The sequence below is a fragment of the Arthrobacter sp. EPSL27 genome (genome assembly GCF_001512305.1).
Classification (GTDB): domain Bacteria; phylum Actinomycetota; class Actinomycetes; order Actinomycetales; family Micrococcaceae; genus Arthrobacter.
This window is the reverse complement of sequence record NZ_LNUT01000004.1, coordinates 729,757-747,604: the sequence shown is the minus strand read 5'-3', so window position 1 is coordinate 747,604 and position 17,848 is coordinate 729,757. Positions and strand designations below refer to the sequence as shown.

Annotated in this window: 16 protein-coding genes; 3 read left to right on the top strand and 13 right to left on the bottom strand. The window is 69.0% G+C overall.

Going from position 1 to position 17,848, the window contains the following annotated elements; translation table 11 throughout:
• Nucleotides 1-5: 5 nt before the first annotated feature.
• The 3 genes from AR539_RS07980 to tdh form a co-directional block, all read right to left on the bottom strand.
• The gene (locus AR539_RS07980; RefSeq protein ID WP_066434536.1) at nt 6-1,121 is read right to left on the bottom strand and encodes an NAD(P)/FAD-dependent oxidoreductase; all 1,116 of its coding nucleotides are present in this window, start codon (nt 1,119-1,121) and stop codon (nt 6-8) included.
• A 64-nt stretch (nt 1,122-1,185) separates the two neighbouring features.
• A complete protein-coding gene (locus AR539_RS07975; protein ID WP_066434533.1) occupies nt 1,186-2,400 on the bottom strand; it encodes a glycine C-acetyltransferase in 1,215 nt (404 codons plus the stop codon).
• 46 nt (nt 2,401-2,446) lie between these two features.
• Complete coding sequence (tdh, locus tag AR539_RS07970; protein ID WP_066434530.1) at nt 2,447-3,493, bottom strand: L-threonine 3-dehydrogenase; 1,047 nt, start codon at nt 3,491-3,493, stop codon at nt 2,447-2,449.
• A 121-nt stretch (nt 3,494-3,614) separates the two neighbouring features.
• Here tdh and AR539_RS07965 point away from each other — a divergent pair, with 121 nt between their 5' ends.
• Complete coding sequence (locus AR539_RS07965) at nt 3,615-4,523, top strand: LysR family transcriptional regulator (RefSeq protein ID WP_066434528.1); 909 nt, start codon at nt 3,615-3,617, stop codon at nt 4,521-4,523.
• Nucleotides 4,524-4,525: 2 nt separating this feature from the next.
• On the opposite strand, the gene gatB is transcribed toward AR539_RS07965, so the two are convergent.
• The 4 genes from gatB to AR539_RS07945 all read right to left on the bottom strand — a co-directional run bounded on the left by gatB (nt 4,526) and on the right by AR539_RS07945 (nt 9,496).
• Nucleotides 4,526-6,031: an Asp-tRNA(Asn)/Glu-tRNA(Gln) amidotransferase subunit GatB gene (gene gatB, locus AR539_RS07960; protein ID WP_066434524.1), complete on the bottom strand. Its 1,506-nt coding sequence runs from the start codon at nt 6,029-6,031 to the stop codon at nt 4,526-4,528.
• Nucleotides 6,031-7,599, bottom strand: coding sequence for an Asp-tRNA(Asn)/Glu-tRNA(Gln) amidotransferase subunit GatA (gene gatA / locus AR539_RS07955; RefSeq protein WP_066434514.1), 1,569 nt, complete (start codon nt 7,597-7,599; stop codon nt 6,031-6,033). The genes gatB and gatA overlap by 1 nt, the downstream gene beginning before the upstream one ends.
• A gap of 4 nt (nt 7,600-7,603) precedes the next feature.
• Nucleotides 7,604-7,900 carry an Asp-tRNA(Asn)/Glu-tRNA(Gln) amidotransferase subunit GatC gene (gene gatC / locus AR539_RS07950; RefSeq protein WP_028272567.1) on the bottom strand — a complete coding sequence of 99 codons (297 nt, stop codon included), beginning with the start codon at nt 7,898-7,900 and terminating at the stop codon, nt 7,604-7,606.
• Between the two features lie 138 nt (nt 7,901-8,038).
• Entirely contained in the window at nt 8,039-9,496 is a 1,458-nt protein-coding gene (locus AR539_RS07945) for a CitMHS family transporter (protein WP_066436316.1), read from the bottom strand.
• Between the two features lie 159 nt (nt 9,497-9,655).
• On the opposite strand from AR539_RS07945, the gene AR539_RS07940 reads away from it, so the two are divergent.
• Together AR539_RS07940 and AR539_RS07935 are read left to right on the top strand one after the other, a co-directional pair.
• Nucleotides 9,656-11,437: a sensor histidine kinase gene (locus AR539_RS07940; RefSeq protein ID WP_231728537.1), complete on the top strand. Its 1,782-nt coding sequence runs from the start codon at nt 9,656-9,658 to the stop codon at nt 11,435-11,437.
• Complete coding sequence (locus tag AR539_RS07935) at nt 11,430-12,101, top strand: response regulator (RefSeq protein ID WP_066434511.1); 672 nt, start codon at nt 11,430-11,432, stop codon at nt 12,099-12,101. The genes AR539_RS07940 and AR539_RS07935 overlap by 8 nt, the downstream gene beginning before the upstream one ends.
• 81 nt (nt 12,102-12,182) lie before the next feature.
• Here the strand turns inward: AR539_RS07935 and AR539_RS07930 are convergent, their stop codons facing one another.
• From AR539_RS07930 to AR539_RS07905, 6 genes are all read right to left on the bottom strand, one after another.
• Nucleotides 12,183-12,566: a RidA family protein gene (locus AR539_RS07930; protein WP_066434509.1), complete on the bottom strand. Its 384-nt coding sequence runs from the start codon at nt 12,564-12,566 to the stop codon at nt 12,183-12,185.
• A 254-nt stretch (nt 12,567-12,820) separates the two neighbouring features.
• Nucleotides 12,821-13,342, bottom strand: a complete 522-nt coding sequence (locus tag AR539_RS07925) for a hypothetical protein (protein ID WP_066434507.1) — start codon at nt 13,340-13,342, stop codon at nt 12,821-12,823.
• A gap of 110 nt (nt 13,343-13,452) precedes the next feature.
• A complete protein-coding gene (locus tag AR539_RS07920; RefSeq protein ID WP_066434504.1) occupies nt 13,453-13,956 on the bottom strand; it encodes a GNAT family N-acetyltransferase in 504 nt (167 codons plus the stop codon).
• A 95-nt stretch (nt 13,957-14,051) separates the two neighbouring features.
• Entirely contained in the window at nt 14,052-14,879 is an 828-nt protein-coding gene (locus AR539_RS07915; protein ID WP_066434500.1) for an inositol monophosphatase family protein, read from the bottom strand.
• Nucleotides 14,876-17,128, bottom strand: a complete 2,253-nt coding sequence (gene ligA / locus AR539_RS07910; protein ID WP_066434498.1) for an NAD-dependent DNA ligase LigA — start codon at nt 17,126-17,128, stop codon at nt 14,876-14,878. The genes AR539_RS07915 and ligA overlap by 4 nt, the downstream gene beginning before the upstream one ends.
• Nucleotides 17,129-17,271: 143 nt before the next feature.
• Nucleotides 17,272-17,535 (bottom strand): hypothetical protein, encoded by a 264-nt coding sequence (locus AR539_RS07905; protein WP_066434496.1) that lies wholly within the window; start codon nt 17,533-17,535, stop codon nt 17,272-17,274.
• Nucleotides 17,536-17,848: the final 313 nt, after the last annotated feature.

Genomic DNA, 17,848 nt, shown 5'->3' with positions numbered 1-17,848 from the left:
ATTCTTCAGCGCCGGATGGACCAGCGCGTCGCCGCGAGGGCCTCCGCTGTCCGGGATGCCGGACCGTCAGCGGCGGCGCCTGCGGCCGCGCCCTGCCCGGCGAGGATCAGCCCGGCGGCCAGCTCCGCGATCCCGGAGGAGGTCTGGAAACCGTACCCGCCCTGGCCGGCGAGCCAGAAGAATCCGGGAGCCTCGGCGTCGAACCCCACCACCGGAAGGCCGTCGGCGGCCTCGGTTCGCAGCCCGGTCCAGGCGCGGCGGACACTGCCGATCCCCATCGTGGTCAGGGCGTTCAGCCGGGCGATCAGGGCCTCGATGTCGCCGGGGTGCGGCCGCGCGTCCTCGGGCCCGCTCGGAACGTGCTCCGAGGGCGAGATCAGGACCTGGGCGCCGTCGGGCCGGAAGTAGAAGCTTTCATCGGCGGCGGCCACCATGGGGCAGCCGTGCGGGAGCGGATGCTCGACGTCGACAATCGCCGCGGTGCGGCGGTAGGGCTGGAGCCCGAGCTTCTCGACGCCGCTGAGCACCGCGAATTCGTCCGCCCAGGCGCCGGCGGCGTTGACCACGACGGAGGTCTGGAGGCCTTCCTGCCCGGCGCCGAGTTCCCAGCCGGAGCCGAGCCTTTGCGCCGAGTGGACGCGGGCCCCGGTGATGATGTCCACGCCGCCCTCCACCGCCCACTCCCGGTGGTCTTCCAGGAGCAGGGACGCGTTGCAGGCGAAGGAGCCGGAGTCGAGGCCGGCGGCGGAGAAGGACTCCGGTGTCAGCGCCGGGCAGATTTTCAGGGCTTCGGCATGGCTGATGGGCTGCATAAAGCCGCTCGCCTGCTGCCGGACGCTTTCCTCGTCGCCGATCAGCATAAACCGCCGCGGCGAGAGCACGGGTTCGGGCCGCGTGCCCTCCCGGATGCCGATGAGCTCCAGTGTGCGCATGGTCAGTTCCTGGACCACCGGCGGCCCGTAGCTCGGGATGAGCTGCCGGGCCGAGCGGGCCGAGGTGTGGTACCCCAGCGACTGCTCGGCCTCGACCAGGGCCACGCTGCATTTGCCGGCGAGGGCTGAGGCGAGGGACAGGCCGGCAATCCCGCCGCCCACGATCACGACATCGTAATTAGCTGACATGCCTCCATCCTTGCACCCGACCGGAGGTCACGTCAGCACTTTCCGCACCGCGGACCGTCGAGTCCTAGAGGGCGGCGGCAACCGCCGCGCGGCTGCTCACGAAGGCCTGCACGCAGGCCTCCACGTCCTCGGCGCTGTGCGCGGCGGACAGCTGGACGCGGATCCGGGCGGCACCCTTGGGCACCACCGGGTAGCTGAACGCCGTCACGAAGACGCCGTGGTGCAGCATGGCATCCGCCACCTTGGCGGCCATCACGGCGTCGCCGAACATCACCGGGACGATCGCGTGCTCGCCGGGGAGCAGCGTGAAGCCCTCCTCCGTCATGCGGGACCGGAAGAGCTCCGCGTTGGCAAAGAGCTTGGCGCGCAGTTCACCGGAGTTCTCCACGAGGTCCAGTGCCGTGAGGGTGGCCGCGACGATGGCCGGGGCGAGCGAGTTGGAGAACAGGTACGGGCGGGCTTTCTGCCGGAGCATGGCGATGACTTCGCGGCGGCCGGAAACGTAGCCGCCGGAGGCGCCGCCCAGGGCCTTGCCGAACGTGCCGGTGTAGATGTCCACCCGGTCCGAGACGCCGGCATGTTCCGGGGTGCCGGCACCGGAGGCCCCCATAAAGCCGACGGCGTGGGAGTCGTCCACCATCACCATGGCGTCGTACTTTTCAGCGAGGTCGCAGATGGCCTCCAGCGGGGCCAGGAAGCCGTCCATGGAGAACACGCCGTCAGTGACGATGATCTTGCGGCGGGCCGGGTTCTCCTGCGTGGTGGCCTCGATCAGCTTGGACTCGAGGTCCGCCATGTCCTGGTTGGCGTAGCGGAAGCGCTGGGCCTTGCACAGCCGGATGCCGTCGATGATCGAGGCGTGGTTCAGCGCGTCGGAGATGACGGCGTCCTCCGGGCCGAAGAGCGATTCGAACACGCCGCCGTTGGCATCGAAGCAGCTGGAGAACAGGATGGTGTCCTCGGTGCCGAGGAACTTCGAGACGCGTTCCTCGAGGGCCAGGTGCAGGTCCTGGGTGCCGCAGATGAAGCGGACGCTGGCCATGCCGAAGCCCCGGTCGTCCATGGCGGCTTTGGCGGCGGCGATGATCTCCGGGTGGTCCGCCAGGCCCAGGTAGTTGTTGGCGCAGAAGTTCAGCACGTCCGCGCTGGACTCACCGATCTGGCCGGCCTTGATGTGGTTGGCCTGCGGGGAGTCGATGTGCCGCTCGGTCTTGTAGAGTCCGGCGCTGCGGATCTCGTCCAGTTCGCTCTGCAGCTGGTCCTTGATGGCTGAATACATGTCGGTGTGCTCCTGGGCTGGGTGGGTCGGTGGTCCGGTGGCGGGGTTAGAAGCAGGTCCAGTCGAGGACCACCTTGCCGCCCACACCGGCGCGGGCGATCTCGAAGCCCTTGTCCCAGTCGGTGGCGGGCAGGGTGTCGGTCACGACGGCGGAGATGCTGGCGTGCAGGGCGGGGTTGGAGGACAGCATGGCGCTCATGGCGTACCAGGTCTCGAACATTTCGCGGCCGTAGATGCCCTTCATGGTGAGCATGTGGGTGACCACCTTGCCCCAGTCGATGTCGATGGACTGGCTGGGCAGTCCCAGCATCGCGATACGGCCGCCGTGGTTCATGTTGTCGATCATCTCAGGCAGGGCGGTGGGGTGTCCCGACATTTCCATGCCGATGTCGAAGCCCTCGCGCATGCCCAGTTCACGCTGGGCGTCCTTGACGCGCATTTTGGAGACGTCGATGGCGAGGTCGACGCCGAGCGTGCGGGCCAGTTCCAGCCGCGGGGCGGAGACGTCGGTGATGGCTATCTTGCGGGCACCGGCGTGGCGGGCGACGGCGATCGCCATCAGGCCGATGGGTCCGGCGCCGGTGATCAGCACGTCCTCGCCGACGAGGGGGAAGCTGAGCGCGGTGTGGACAGCGTTGCCGAAGGGGTCGAAGATGGCGCCGAGTTCCGGCGTCACCGACGGGTCTGTGTGGACCCAGACGTTGGTCTCGGGGATCACCACGTACTCGGCGAAGGCGCCGTCGCGCTGGACGCCGACGCTGACGGTGTTGATGCACATCTGCCGGCGGCCGGCGCGGCAGTTGCGGCAGATGCCGCAGACAATGTGGCCCTCGCCGGACACCCGGTCGCCGACCTTGACGTCCAGGACGTCCTCGCCCACCTCCACCACTTCGCCGTAGAACTCGTGGCCTGCGATCAGCGGGGCGTTGATGATGCCCTGCGCCCAGGCGTCCCAGGACTGGATGTGCAGGTCGGTGCCGCAGATGCCCGTCGTCATGACGCGGATCTTCACGTCGCCGGCGCCGGTCTCAGGCTCCGGGCGGTCAACGAGTTCGAATCCTGCGTGGGCGCCGGCCTTGTAGAGAGCCTTCATGGGCGTTCCTAACTGTGCTCTGTGGGACAACTCACCCCATTGAAGCCGCTGAAAAGCATTAGCACAACCGGATTTTTCTCAATCGACGATTTAGCTTTTCCTTGAGCATAGACTGGGCTGCATGGAAATCCACCAGCTGGAGATGCTCCGCGAACTTGGGGCCCTCGGCAGCGTCAAAGCGGTCGCCGAAACCCTGGCGGTCACGCCGTCGGCCGTGTCACAGCAGCTCGCCGCCCTGCAGAAGTCCGTCGAGGTCCCGCTGACCCGCAAGGAGGGCCGCAACCTGGTCCTGACCGAGGCCGGCCAGGTGCTCGCGGACGCCGGGGCCGCCGTCGTGTCCGCCATGGCGGACGCCCGGACGGCGATCGGCGCCTACCACGGTTCCGCGGTGGCGCCGGTGACGCTGAGCGGCTTCCACAGCGCGGGCCAGGCCCTGTTCGCGCCGCTGGCCCGGCTGCTGGCCGGTCCCGGGCAGCCGCGGATCCTGCTCTCCGACGAGGACGTCGCCCAGCAGGATTTCCCGGCCCTGACGGCCCGGTACGACCTGGTGCTGGCGCACCGGATGGACCACAGCCCGCGCTGGCCGGAGGAACGGGTTGCGGTGATCCCACTCGCGCACGAGCCGCTGGACGTCGCGCTGCCCGCCGGCCACCGGCTGGCCGGCCAGCGGGCGGTGACGGCGGACGACGTCGTCGGCGAACCCTGGGTGACCAGCCGCGCCGGGTACTCCCCCGCGGACGTGCTCTCCGCCGTCGCCGCGGTGTCCAGCCGGGAGCTGAACATTGTGCACCGGATCAACGACTACTCCACGGTGGCTGCGCTGGTGGCGACCGGCAGCGTGATCGGGCTGCTGCCGCGGCACACCGCGCAGCCGGTGCTGAATCCGGACATTGTGCTGCGGCCGCTCGAGGGCATCAGCACCCGGCGCCGGATCGACATCCTGGCCCGGCCGGAGAACCTTAAACGCAGATCGGTCATGATGGTCTGCGAGGCGCTGCAGACCATCATGACCGATTTGGTGGACGGCTAGGGTCAGCCTTCGACGCCGAGGCGCTCCAGGATCAGTTCCTTGACGCGGCCGGCGTCGGCCTGCCCGCGGGTGGCCTTCATGACGCCGCCGACGATCGCGCCGATCGCCTGGACCTTGCCGGCGCGGATCTTGTCCGCGACGCCGGGCTGCGCGGCGAGGACCGCGTCGATGGCTTCGAGCAGCGGGCCGTCGTCGGAGACCACGGCGAGGCCGCGCTTCTCCACGATCTCCGCCGGGGTGCCCTCGCCGGCGAGCACGCCGTCCAGGACCTCGGAGGCCATCTTGTTGTTGATTTTGCCGTCCTCCACCATCTTGTTCAGTTCCACAATGGTGGCCGGTGCGACGCCCAGCTGCCCGGGATCAACATCGGCGTTCTTGGCACGCCCCACGATCTCGCCCATCCACCATTTGCGGGCCACGGTGGCGGTGGCGCCGGCGGCGATGGTTTCCTCGATCTCGTCCATGACGCCGGCATTGACGACGTCGCGGAACTCCAGGTCGGAGTAGCCCCAGTCGGCCTGGAGGCGCTTGCGGCGCGCGGCCGGCGGTTCGGGCAGGGTGGCCCGCAGCTCCTCGACCCATTCGCGGGAGGCGACGACCGGCACCAGGTCCGGTTCCGGGAAGTAGCGGTAGTCGTCGGCGTCGGACTTAGGCCGGCCCGACGTCGTGGAGCGGGTGTCCTCGTGCCAGTGGCGGGTTTCCTGGATGACCGGCTCGCCGGAGTCCAGCACGGCGGCGTGCCGCTGGATCTCGTAGCGGACGGCGTGCTCGACGGCGCGCAGCGAGTTGACGTTCTTCGTCTCGGAGCGGATGCCGAAGCGTTCGCGGCCGTGCGGGCGGAGCGAGACGTTGGCGTCGCAGCGGACGTTGCCGCGTTCCATCCGCGCGTCCGAGACGCCGAGGTTCTTCACGATTTCGCGGACCGCGGCCACGTAGGCCTTGGCCAGCTCGGGCGCGCGGCTGCCGGCGCCCTCGATCGGCTTGGTGACGATCTCGACCAGCGGCACGCCGGAGCGGTTGTAGTCCACCAGGGAGTAGTCCGCGCCCTGGATGCGGCCGGCGGCGCCGCCCATGTGGGTCAGCTTGCCGGCGTCCTCCTCCATGTGGGCCCGTTCGATCTCGACGCGGAACACGGTGCCGTCGGCGAGCTCGATGTCGAGGTACCCGTCGTACGCGATGGGCTCGTCGTACTGGGAGGTCTGGAAGTTCTTCGGGGTGTCCGGGTAGAAGTAGTTCTTCCGGGCGAAGCGGCAGGTCTCGGCGATCTTGCAGTTGAGCGCCAGGCCGATCTTGATCGAGGACTCGATCGCGGTCTTGTTCACCACGGGCAGCACGCCGGGCATGCCGAGGTCCACCTCGTTGACGTTGGTGTTGGGCTCGTCGCCGAAGACGTTGGGCGCCGAGGAGAACATCTTGGTCTTGGTGTTGAGCTCCACGTGGACCTCGAAGCCCAGGACGGGGTCGTACTTCTCCATCGCTTCTTCGAAGCTGAGGGTTGCGTCAGACATTAGTGGGAACCTCCGTGGCTCAGTGCGGCGCCGGCCGCTGAAGAAGCGTCGGTCAGGGATGGGGCCTTCGCGAGCAGCGGGCCGCCCCACTGCGCCTCGAGCAGCGATTCGAGCACCGCGCCCACCCGGTACAGCCGCGCGTCCTGGCGGGCCGGGGCCAGCAGCTGGACGCCGACCGGCAGCCCGTCCTCGTCGGCCAGGCCGCCGGGCAGGGACAGCCCCGGAACGCCGGCCATGTTGGCCGGGATGGTGGCGACGTCGTTCAGGTACATCGCCAGCGGGTCGTTGAGCTTCTCACCGAGCTTGAACGCCGTGGTCGGCGCCGTCGGGGAGATCAGCACGTCGGCCTTGGCGAATGCGGCGTCGAAGTCGCGCTGGATCAGCGTGCGCACCTTCTGGGCCGAGCCGTAGTAGGCGTCGTAGTAGCCGGCGCTGAGCGCGTAGGTGCCCAGGATGATGCGGCGCTTGACCTCGTCGCCGAAGCCGGCGGCGCGGGTGGCGCCCATGACGCGTTCAATCGTCATCGGGCCTTCTTCCGGCAGGACCCGCAGGCCGAACCGGACGCCGTCGAACTTGGCGAGGTTGGAGGAGGCCTCCGACGGCATGATCAGGTAGTAGGCGCCCAGGGCGTACTTGAAGTTGGGGCAGGAAACCTCGACGATTTCGGCGCCGGCGCCCTTGAGCAGCTCCAGCGCCTCGTTGAAGCGGTTCTCGACGCCGGCCTGATAGCCCTCGCCGTGGAGTTCCTTGATGATGCCGATCCTCATGCCCTCGACGTTGCCGGTCCTGGCCGCGGCCACGAGGTCCTCCAGCGGGTCCGGCAGCGAGGTGGAGTCGCGCGGGTCGTGCCCGCCGATCACCTGGTGCAGCAGGGCGGAGTCCAGCACGGTCCGGGACACCGGGCCGATCTGGTCCAGCGAGGACGCCATGGCGATCGCGCCGTAGCGGGACACGCCGCCGTAGGTGGGCTTCACGCCGACGGTGCCGGTGACGGCGCCGGGCTGGCGGATGGACCCACCGGTGTCCGTGCCGAGGGCCAGCGGCGCTTCGAACGCGGCCACAGCGGCAGCCGACCCGCCGCCGGAGCCGCCGGGGATCCGGTCCAGGTCCCAGGGGTTGCGGGTGGGGCCGTAAGCGGAGTGCTCGGTGGAGGAGCCCATCGCGAACTCGTCCAGGTTGGTCTTGCCCAGGATCGGCATCTTGGCGGCGCGGAGGCGTTCGACGACGGTGGCGTCGTAGGGGCTGTGCCAGCCTTCGAGGATCTTGGAGCCGGCCGTGGTGGGCTGGCCAATCGTGACGATCAGGTCCTTGACCGCGATAGGCACGCCGGCGAGTTCGTGCAGCGCCTCGGCCTCGGCGCCGCCGGCGGCGCGGATCGCGTCCACCTCGGCGGCGACGGCGAGGGCTTCCTCGGCGTTGACGTGCAGGAAGGCGTGGACCTGGCCGTCGACGGCGGCGATCCGGTCCAGGTGCGCCTGGACGACCTCGACGGCGGTGATTTCGCGGGCGGCGAGCTTCTCGGCGAGCGCGGCGGCGGAGGAACGGATCAGTTCGTTGTTCTCAGTCATGGTCTTAGTCCTCATCCAGGATTGCCGGGACCTTGAAGCGGCCTTCATAGGCGTCGGGGGCGCCGGAGAGGGACTGCTCGGCGGTGAAGGTGTGGCCCACCACGTCCTCGCGGAACACGTTGGTCAGCGGAATCGGGTGCGAGGTGGCCGGGACGTCGTCACCGGCCGCTTCACTGACGGATTTGACCGAATCGACGATGACGGCGAGTTCGCCGGCCATCCTGTCCAGCTCTTCAGCACTCATCTCGATGTGCGCGAGACGCGCGAGATGCGCGACGTCGTCGCGGTTGATCGCAGCCATGGATCTCCCCTGCAAGGTACGGATTATTTTCCGTCCCAGTCTACGTGGGTTGGCGTGCTCCCACCGTCAGACGCCGAGACAGCAGTTCGCGGCAGTGTTTTTGCAAACACTGCCGCGAACTGCGTACTCGCGGGGTGGTTAGCCGATGCCGATGGCTCCGGTGAGGACGCCTACTCCGAGCATGACCAGGGAGATGACGGCGGTGCGCCAGAGGACCTTCTTGTGGTGGTCGCCCAGGTCAACCTTGGCGAGGGAAACCAGCAGCAGGATGGCGGGGACCAGCGGGCTCTGCAGGTGGAACGGCTGGCCGGTGATGGAGGCGCGGGCCATGTCCGCGGCGTTGATGCCGTAGTGGGCGGCGGTTTCGCTGAGCACCGGCAGGACGCCGAAGTAGAACGCGTCGTTGCTCATGAAGAACGTCATCGGGATGCTGAGGACGCCGGTGATGACGGCCATGAACGGGCCCATGTCGGCGGGGATGATGGCGACCAGCCATTCGGACATGGCCTTGACCATGCCGGTGCCGTTGAGGACGCCGGTGAGGACGGCCGCGGCCATGACCATGCTGACGACGGCGACGATCGACGGGGCGTGGGCGATCAGCTGGGCGGCCTGGTCCTTGACCTTCGGGAAGTTGACCAGCAGCGCGATGGCGGAGCCGACCATAAAGACGAAGGGCAGCGGGATGATATTGGCGACCAGCGTGACCATGACCGCCACGGTCAGGCCGAGGTTGAACCAGAACAGCTTCGGCCGCAGGGTGGCGCGGTTGGGGTCCAGTGCGGTGTCTGCCATGGCGGAATCGCGGTCGTCAACGAGGGTTTCGGTGCGTTCCAGGACCGCGACGCCGGCGCCTCCGCCGGTGCCGGGCTTGCCGGCGGTGCGGGCTGCGCCGCCGTTGCCGGAGCCGCCGGCCGTGCCGCCGTCGCCGTCAACCAGCGATTCTGCCGAATCCGGGATGCTCCAGATTTCGGGGGCGACGGCGCGGAGGCGGTTGCGCTCCTGCAGGCCGAGCAGCCAGGAGAAGACGAACACCACAACGAGGCCGGCAATCAGGGACGGGATCATGGGGACGAAGACGTCGTTGACGTCGAGCTTCAGCGCGGTGGCGGCGCGGGCCGTGGGTCCGCCCCAGGGCAGTATGTTCATGGTGCCGTTGGCCAGGCCGGCCACGCAGGTCAGGACCACGGGGCTCATCTTGAGGCGCAGGTACACGGGGAGCATGGCCGCGGTGGTGAGGATGAAGGTGGTGGAGCCGTCGCCGTCGAGGGATACGGCCGCGGCGAGGATGGCCGTGCCGAGGACCACCTTGGCGGGGTCGTTGCCGAGCTTGCGCAGGATGAACTTCACCAGCGGGTCGAAGAGCCCGACGTCGATCATCAGGCCGAAGTAGATGATGGCGAACATCAGCAGCGCCGCGGTGGACGTCATCGACTTCATGGAGTCCATCACCATGGGGCCGATGCCGAGGCCTGCGCCGGCGAACAGCCCAAAGACGGTGGGGACGATGATGAGCGCCAGCACGGGCGTCAGCTTCTTCGTCATGATCAGCACCATGAACACCGCGATCATGGCGAATCCTAGTAATACCAGCACGGCCGGCTCCTTCTTCATTGAAAGGCACCACCCCGGTGTGATGCGCACTACAGACGTTAGAGTGGCGCACGTCACGGCTGGGTCTTTGCCTCATTTGATTGGCATACTGCTTGTTGGACGCATTTTGCGCATTCTGCTCACATCCAAAGGAGGGCCGCCGTGGCCAGCGTGACCGGCAGGGGTTTGACCGGCCGCCCTCCCCTGCGCTTTTCCACCCAGACCCTGCTGCTGCAGCTGGGGGTGGTGGCGCTGGTGGTCCTCCTGACAAGCGCCGTCCACGGCTGGCTCACCTACGACCGGCTGGGCCGCGAGGCGGAGAACCAGGCCCTGACGTTGGCCCGGACCGTGGCGTCGGACCCCGACGTGCGGGCGCAGGTCCAGCAGATCAGCGCCCTGCCCGGCACACCCCCGGCCGCCGAACTTCTGGCCGGGCCGCTGATGGCCGCCGCCGAGGGCGCCCGCACCCGCACCGGGGCCCTCTTTGTGGTCATCACCGACGAGACCGGGCTGCGCCTGGCCCACCCCGACGCGGAACGGCTTGGCGAGCGGGTCAGCACGGACCCGTCCGAGGCCCTGGCCGGCAAGGAGGTCACCACCCGGAACACCGGAACGCTCGGCCCCTCCGCCGGCGCTAAGGTCCCGGTGTTCGCCCCGGGCTCGGAGACCGTGGTGGGTGAGGTCAGCGTGGGCTACTCCACCGAGACCATCGGCCAAAGCCTGGCCCGGGACGTTGTCCCGATTGTCCTGACCGCCGCCGGGGCCCTGCTTGTGGGGCTCCTGGCCTCGTTCCTGCTCCGGCGCCGGCTCCAGCGGCTCACCCTGGGCCTGGAGCCGGAGGAGATCAGCACCCTGGTCCACGACCAGGTGGCGGTCCTCCAGGGCGTCGACGACGGCGTGATCGGCGTGGCCGCGGACGGCCGGATCAGTGTCTTCAACGCCGCCGCGCAACGGCTCCTGGACCAGCCTGACCTCACCGGAACGCCGTGGGCCGGCGCGCCGGTGCCGGACCGGCTGCACGCCCTGACCAGGGCGGACGCCGCCGAGGGCGACGCGGTGGAGCTGGTGGCCGGCGGCCGCGTGCTGGTTGCCAGCGCGCGCAAGGCCCTGCACGGCCGCGAGGACCTGGGCTGGGTGGTGATGCTGCGGGACCGGACCGAGCTCCAGCAGCTGACCCGCCAGCTCGACGCCGTGGGCACCATGTCCACCGCGCTCCGGGCGCAGCGGCACGAGTTCGCCAACCAGCTTCACACCATCGCCGGGTTTATGAGCATCGGCCAGCACCAGCAGGCCCGCGACTACTTGGCACGCCTGGCGGCCACAGGGCCGCTGAAGTTCCCCGTGGACCAGGCCGAGCTGCTACAGGACCCCTACCTGCAGGCCTTCCTCGGCGCGAAGGGTGTGGAAGCGGACGAACGCGGGGTGACGCTGCGGCTCGGCCCGGAAACTCTGGTCCGCGGCCAGGTCACCGAACCGCAGGAGGTCACCACGGTCCTGGGCAACCTGATCGACAACGCCGTAAACGCCGCCGTCGCGGGTTCGGCGCCGGAGCGCTGGGTGGAGGTGGAGGTGCTCGACGCGCCCGGCACCGGTGCCGACGGCGGCACGCTCCACATCGTCGTCGGGGATTCCGGGGACGGGCTTCCGGCTGCCGGACCGGACGGGATTGGAGCGGACGGGGCCGAAGCGGTGTTCACGGAAGGATTCACCACCTCGGAACGGCCTGCCCGGGCGGGCGCCGGCCACGGCCTGGGGCTGGCGCTGGCGCGGCAGCTGGCGCGCCGCCGCGGCGGGGACGTGCGGGTGCTGGACCCGGGCTCCCCCGGCGGTCCCGGCGCGGTGTTTATGGCCACGCTTCCGGGGACAACGGCGCCGCACCAGGGCCGGCCCGCGGAGACCGCGGCCAACGGAACTATACCCAGCGAGAGGGACAACGATGCCTGAGGACTTCAGGGTGCTGATTGTGGACGACGATTTCCACGTCGCCAAGCTGCATGCGGCCTATGTGGATTCGGTGGCGGGGTTCCTGGCGCTGCCGCCGGCCGGATCGGCGTCGCAGGCGCTCCAGGCCATCCACAGCCTGCGGCCGGACCTGGTGCTGCTTGATGTGTACCTGCCGGATGCGTCGGGCCTGGATCTGCTGCACCAGCTGGATGTGGACGCCATCATGCTCAGCGCTGCCTCGGACACCGCCTCGCTCCGGCTGGCGTTCCGGCGCGGAGCCCTGGGGTACCTGCTCAAGCCGTTCACGGCCGAATCGCTCTCCCAGCAGCTGCGCTCCTACGCCCGGTACCGGCGGATCCTGTCCCAGCCGGGCAACGTCGCCCAAGAGACGGTGGAACGGGCCAAGCGAGCGCTCATCCCGGGGGACGTCGTCGCCTCGGCCAAGCCCCGGTCCGCCACGGAGGCCGCCGTGCTGGAATCGCTGGAACCGGGCGAGCAGTACTCCGCGGCGGAGGTGGCCACCCGGGTGGGCGTTTCCCGGGCCACCGCCCAGCGTTACCTTTCGGCGCTGGCCGACGACGGCGCCGTCGACATCCAGCTGCGCTACGGCACCACCGGGCGGCCCGAGCACCGCTACGGGCTGCCCCCGGCAGCCGGCGTCTGACTCCGCAGACAAAAGCAACGCGGGGTCATGTGCGGTCCATCCGGAGGCCCCGGATGGGCGTTAAATGACCCCGCGTTGGGGTTAGCTGGCGCTCTTCTGGGCGACCAGTTCGATCTCGACCAGCATCTTGGGGTCAAGGAACGGGAGAACGTGGACCAGCGCCAGGGTGGGGCGGATCTCGCCGAACGTTTCGCCGTGGGCGCGTCCGGCTTCCTCCCACTGGCTGATGTCCGTCAGGTACAGCTTGGACTGGACCACGTCCGCGTAGTCGAACCCGGCGTCGGCCAGGACCTTGCCCAGTTTGTCGAGGATGTAGCGGGTCTGGGTGTAGAAGTCCTCACCCACCACACCGTCCTCGCCGCTGGCGGCGGTGGCGGAAATGTAGAGGGTGTTGTCCACCTGGACCGCCCGTGAGTAACCGACCTTCTGTTCCCAGACGGAACCGGTGCCGAATGTCTTGCGCATGGAAGTGCCTTTCGCAGTGTGGCGTGAAGTCGGCACCACTTTAGGGTGGCCGGGGCCCCGGCCGGTAAACCGGCGGAAATGTGTCAGCCCCGGGTGTCCCTGGCCCGCCGCCGGGGTCGCGGGCTCACTCGTGGCGCCGGCGTTCCGGGGGCACATTGGCGCGGACACGCCGTGAACTAAAGCGCCGTCGTCGAACAATGCTCGCAAAGTGCCCCCGGACGGCCGCTCACCGGCGCACCATAAGCCGGAACCGGTCAGCTGCCGATGTCCCGGTTCTGGCGGAATGCGTTGCGGCGGGCGTGCTCGTGGACGCGGCTAAGCGCCTCGATCTGGGCCCGGGCGTCGTTGCCGAGGGCGACGAACGTGGCAGGGTCGAGGCCGAGATCGGGGGCCAGCTCTTCCAGGGTCTGCCAGCCGCCGAGCTTGCCGAGGATCGCGGCGCGCATCAGCTCGGCTTCCAGCACCATGGTCATCGGAGACCTGCGGACGACGCGGCCGTTCAGCTTGAGCCGCCCGGCGTGCTCGGCCAGCCAGGCCGCGGCCTGGCGGTGCGGGCGCTGCCGGACGCCGAGATCCCGGATGAGGCCAAGAAGCACGTCCCGCTCCCGCGTGATCTCGGCGCTGACCCGGGAGAGCTCAGCGGACACCGGGGTGTCGGCGAAGGCCTCGGCCATGCGCTGGATCCGGGAGACGCCGGCGGTGGCGCCGGTCAGGTGGTCGGACAGGTACAGGCCGAGGAGCTTCCCGTCGATTGAGCCGGGGATGTGCGGTGCCATGGATCCTCCAGGGTGCTTTTTGCCAACGTGTGCGATTGGGCAAAACCCTACACGGTGACGCACCCGCTGCGCCGGGTCTGGCCGGCATCGGGATCCCGAATGTCGGGGACCTACAGCTCCTGGCGGTACACCAGCAGTTTGATGTCCGTGTCCGGCACCAGCCAGTCGCGTTCCGGCGTCCGCTGGAAGCCGGTCTTCGCATAAAGCCCGTGGGCGCTCTCCCAGGTCTGGCCCGTGGTCAGGGCCACGGCGTTGATCCCGGGCAGGGACCGGGCGTGGTCCAGGATGGCCTCCACCATGGCTTTGCCGGCACCGCTGCGCTGCACGGCCGGGTCCACCACCAGCATCCGGAACTCCAGCTCATCGCCGAGGGCAATGTCCGCATAGGGCTCCCCGGCCACGGCCAGGGTCACGGAGCCGACGACGCTGCCGCCGCGTTCAGCCACCCAGATGGTGGCCGACGCCGCGCGCCGGGCCACGTCCTGGATCTGCCGCATATAGGGGTGGTCGGCGCTCTCGAAGTAGCCCGCCGCCAGGTAGGCGTCCCGCGTAATGCGCGCGATGGCGTCGTAGTCGGCCGGAACTGCGGGTCGGATGAGGATCTGGGAATGCACCTGTCAATGTTACGGGCGGCGACGGCGGTCCGGCACCGGAACGGCCGTTTCCGTGACTGAACTATCAGAACAGCGCCGTACGGGGCAGGGCCGGGTCAGAGCGGAAACTTGCCGGAGAGCTCCAGGGTCGCGGCACAGGTCCACGCCGCGAGGCGTTCGTCGTCGGAGGGACCGCCGGCCAGCGGGCTGGTCAGCCGCGGGCGGCGCACCCAGCAGCCTGCCTCCTCGGCGATCAGGGCCCCCGCGGCGAAGTCGTGCTCGTTCAGGCCCCGCTCACCGTAAGCGTCGTGGGTGCCGTCGGCCACGAGGCAGAGGTCCAGGGCGGCAGAGCCCAGCCGGCGGACATCCGCGAAGCCGTCCATCAGGGCGCCCATGGTGCCTGCCTGTTCCGCCCGTACGTCGGGGTCGTAACTGAAGCCGGTGGCCAGGATCTGCCCGGTGCGCCCGGCGACCGGTCCGGCCAGCTCCGTGCGCCGCCCCTTTTCCTCGAGCCAGGCTCCGTGGCCGCGCAGCGCGTAGTACTCCCGGCCCAGCGCCGGGGCATTGACGACGCCGGCCAGCCAGACGCCGTCGGGGTCCGCCACCGCCACGGACGTGCCGTAGTAGACGATGTTGCGGATGAAGTTGGTGGTGCCGTCGAGCGGGTCGATAGACCAGCGGTAGCCGCTGGGCTCCGCGGGCAGGACGGTGCCGCCTTCCTCGCCGGTGATGGTGTCGGACGGCCTGGCCGCGGTGATCACGCCCCGGACGGCTGATTCCGCGGCGAGGTCGAAGGCTGTCACCCAGTCCCCCGAGTCGCCCTTGTTGCTGACGTCCAGCTCGGCGGCGTTCCGCCCGGCAAGGACCGCGGCCCCCGCCGCGGCAGCCTGACGGGCAAGTTCCAGCAGCGCTTGGGCGCCGCGGTCCTGGGAACCGTTGCTCATTCGGCTGCGGCTTCCTGCTGGTCCTCTTCCGTGTCCTCCGGATCCGCGGCACCGTCCGTCAAATCAGCGTCCGCCGGGCCGTTGGCCAGCAGCTCGCGGAAGCCGTCCTCGTCCAGGACCGGGATGCCGAGCTGTTCGGCCTTGTCCAGTTTGGTGCCCGCGTTCTCGCCGGCCACTACGTAGCTGGTGTTCTTCGACACCGAGCCGGCCGCCTTGCCGCCGCGGACCAGGATGGCTTCCTTCGCCTCGTCCCGGCTGAAGCCCTCCAGGCTGCCGGTCACCACGATCGTCAGCCCTTCCAGGGTGCGCGGCACGGACTCGTCGCGCTCGTCCTCCATCCGGACGCCGTCGGCCGCCCAAGTGTCCACGATCTCGCGGTGCCAGTCCTCGGCGAACCATTCGGTGAGGGCCGCCGCGATCACGGGCCCGACGCCGTCGACGTGGGCGAGTTCCTCTTCCGAGGCCTGCCGGATGGCGGCCATGCTCCCGAACGCCGTGGCCAGGGCGCGGGAGGCCCGCGGACCGACGTGCCGGATGGACAGTGCCACCAGGACACGCCACAGCGGCTGGGTCTTGGCCTTCTCCAGTTCGCGGAACAGCTTCTCGGTGGTGGCGGTGGGCTTGGACGGCGTCTTGGCCGTGCCCTTGCTGAAGAAGTACGGCACCAGCTCGAACTCGCCGGTGGCCACGCCCTTGGACCGCTTTTCCCGCCGGATCCGCACGCCGGCGAGGTCAGCGGGCGTCAGGCGGAACAGGTTGGCCTCGGTGGTCAGCGGCGGGGTGTCCGGTTCGGCCGGCTGGGTCAGGGCGATGGCCGCCTCCCAGCCGAGGGCCTCGATGTCGAAGGCGCCGCGGCCGGCCAGGTGGAACACGCGTTCGCGCAGCTGGGCCGGGCAGGAGCGGGAATTGGGGCAGCGGATGTCCACGTCCCCTTCCTTCGCCGGCGCCAGCGGGGTGCCGCAGGCAGGGCACTCCGTGGGCATCACGAACTCCCGGACCGGCGGATCCTGCTCGTCCCGGAGCGCCAGGACAGGCCCGACGATTTCCGGGATGACGTCCCCGGCCTTGCGGAGCACCACGATGTCGCCGATCATGACGCCCTTGGCCTTGACCACTTCCTGGTTGTGCAGGGTGGCCATTTCCACGGTGGACCCGGCCACCTTGACCGGTTCCATCACGCCGTAGGGGGTGACGCGGCCGGTGCGGCCCACGTTGACGGCGATGTCCAGCAGTTTGGTGTGGACTTCCTCGGGCGGGTACTTGTAGGCGACGGCCCAGCGCGGAACCCGGGAGGTGTAGCCGAGGGCCCGCTGGGTGGCGAAGTCGTCGACCTTGACCACAATGCCGTCGATCTCGTGGGTGAGGCTGTGCCGTTTGTCGCCGTAACGGGTGATGAACGCCAGCACGTCCTTGAGCCCGGGCAGAACCTCGAAGTACGGGCTGGTGGGCAGACCCCACTCCGCGAGCCGCCGGTAGGTGTCCGACTGGCTGACGGTGTCCAGGCCCTCACGGGCGCCGATGCCGTGCACGTACATCCGCAGGGGCCGCTTGGCGGTTTCCGCCGGGTCCTTCTGCCGCAGCGAGCCGGCGGCGGCGTTCCGCGGGTTGGCCAGCGGCGCCTTACCGGCCTCGATCAGCGCCTCATTGAATTCGGCGAACGCCTTGGACGGGATGAACACCTCGCCCCGGACCTCCATCTCGGCCGGGAAACCCTCCCCGCTGAGCTGCTGCGGGATCTCCTTGATGGTAAGGACGTTGTGGGTGATGTCCTCCCCCGTGGTGCCGTCGCCGCGGGTGGCGGCCCGGATCAGCACCCCGTCGCGGTAGAGCAAGTTCACGGCGAGCCCGTCGATTTTGAGTTCGGTAAGCCAGGCAGGGGTCCCGTTGCCGAGCTTGCTGATGTTGGCCTCCGCCTTGGCGATCCACGCCTCCAGCTCGTCGAGGGAAAAGACGTCCTCCAGGCTGTACATCCGCTGGAGATGCTCGACGGCGGCAAAGGCGGCGGACACCTCGCCGCCCACCTCCTGGGTGGGGGAATCGTTGGCCACCAGCTCCGGGTGCATGGCCTCGATGGTCTCCAGCCGCCGGTACAGCTCATCAAACTCGGCGTCCGAGATGATGGGCGCGTCCTCCTGGTAGTACGCAAACCGGTGTTTGCGGACCTCCTCGACCAGGACCTCGTATTCCTCGCGCACTGCCTCGGAGGGCGTGGCGGTCTCGGCTTCAGCTGCTGCGTTCCCTGTGCTCACAGACCTATCCTGCCTTAGATCGCCGACATTGTCCGGTCAGGATTCCCGGGGCGCTGCGCGGGCCGGGCCGGGGCTTAACCGGGCAGGGCCCGGACGCGGGTGCGTCCGGGCCCTGCGGCGGAAAGCCGGCTGGTTGGCGCGGCTTAGCGGGAAGCGTTCTCCTGCTCGGTGGCGTTGCGGCTGGCCTGCTTGCCGGCCTCCTGCAGCGCCTGGGAGACCTTCGCGAGGGCCGCCACGTGCTGGCCGTTCCACTCGCTGCGGAACTTGTCGGCGTCCGGGCCCTTCCAGTCGGTGCCCTCGAGCACCTTGGTCAGCAGCGACTTCTGCTTGTCGATCTCGGACGAACCGGACTGCAGCTTGGTGCCCAGCGTCTTCAGCTGAGCAATGTCAGCACCCCAAATAGCCATGTGTTATCTCCTTCTATCGTCAGTGAAACGGACCCGAACCAGGTCGGCGTCCCCCAAAGGCCCCCGGTCGTTCCGGAAGATCCAGTGCCCCCAAACTATCCTGCCCGGTCAAACAGTGTCGATGGGGACCCCTCCCCATCGCCGTTGCCCTATCAGTTGTGGTCCTTATCCGGGCCCGGAAGCAACTGTTGAGTCTCATGACTTAATGGACATTTCTGTCTCAAGACATCGTGGACAGTGTGTCTCAGGACATCGTGGACACTCTTGCCGGTTTTGCTCGGATCATGAGCAAAATGCACCCCGATATCAAGAT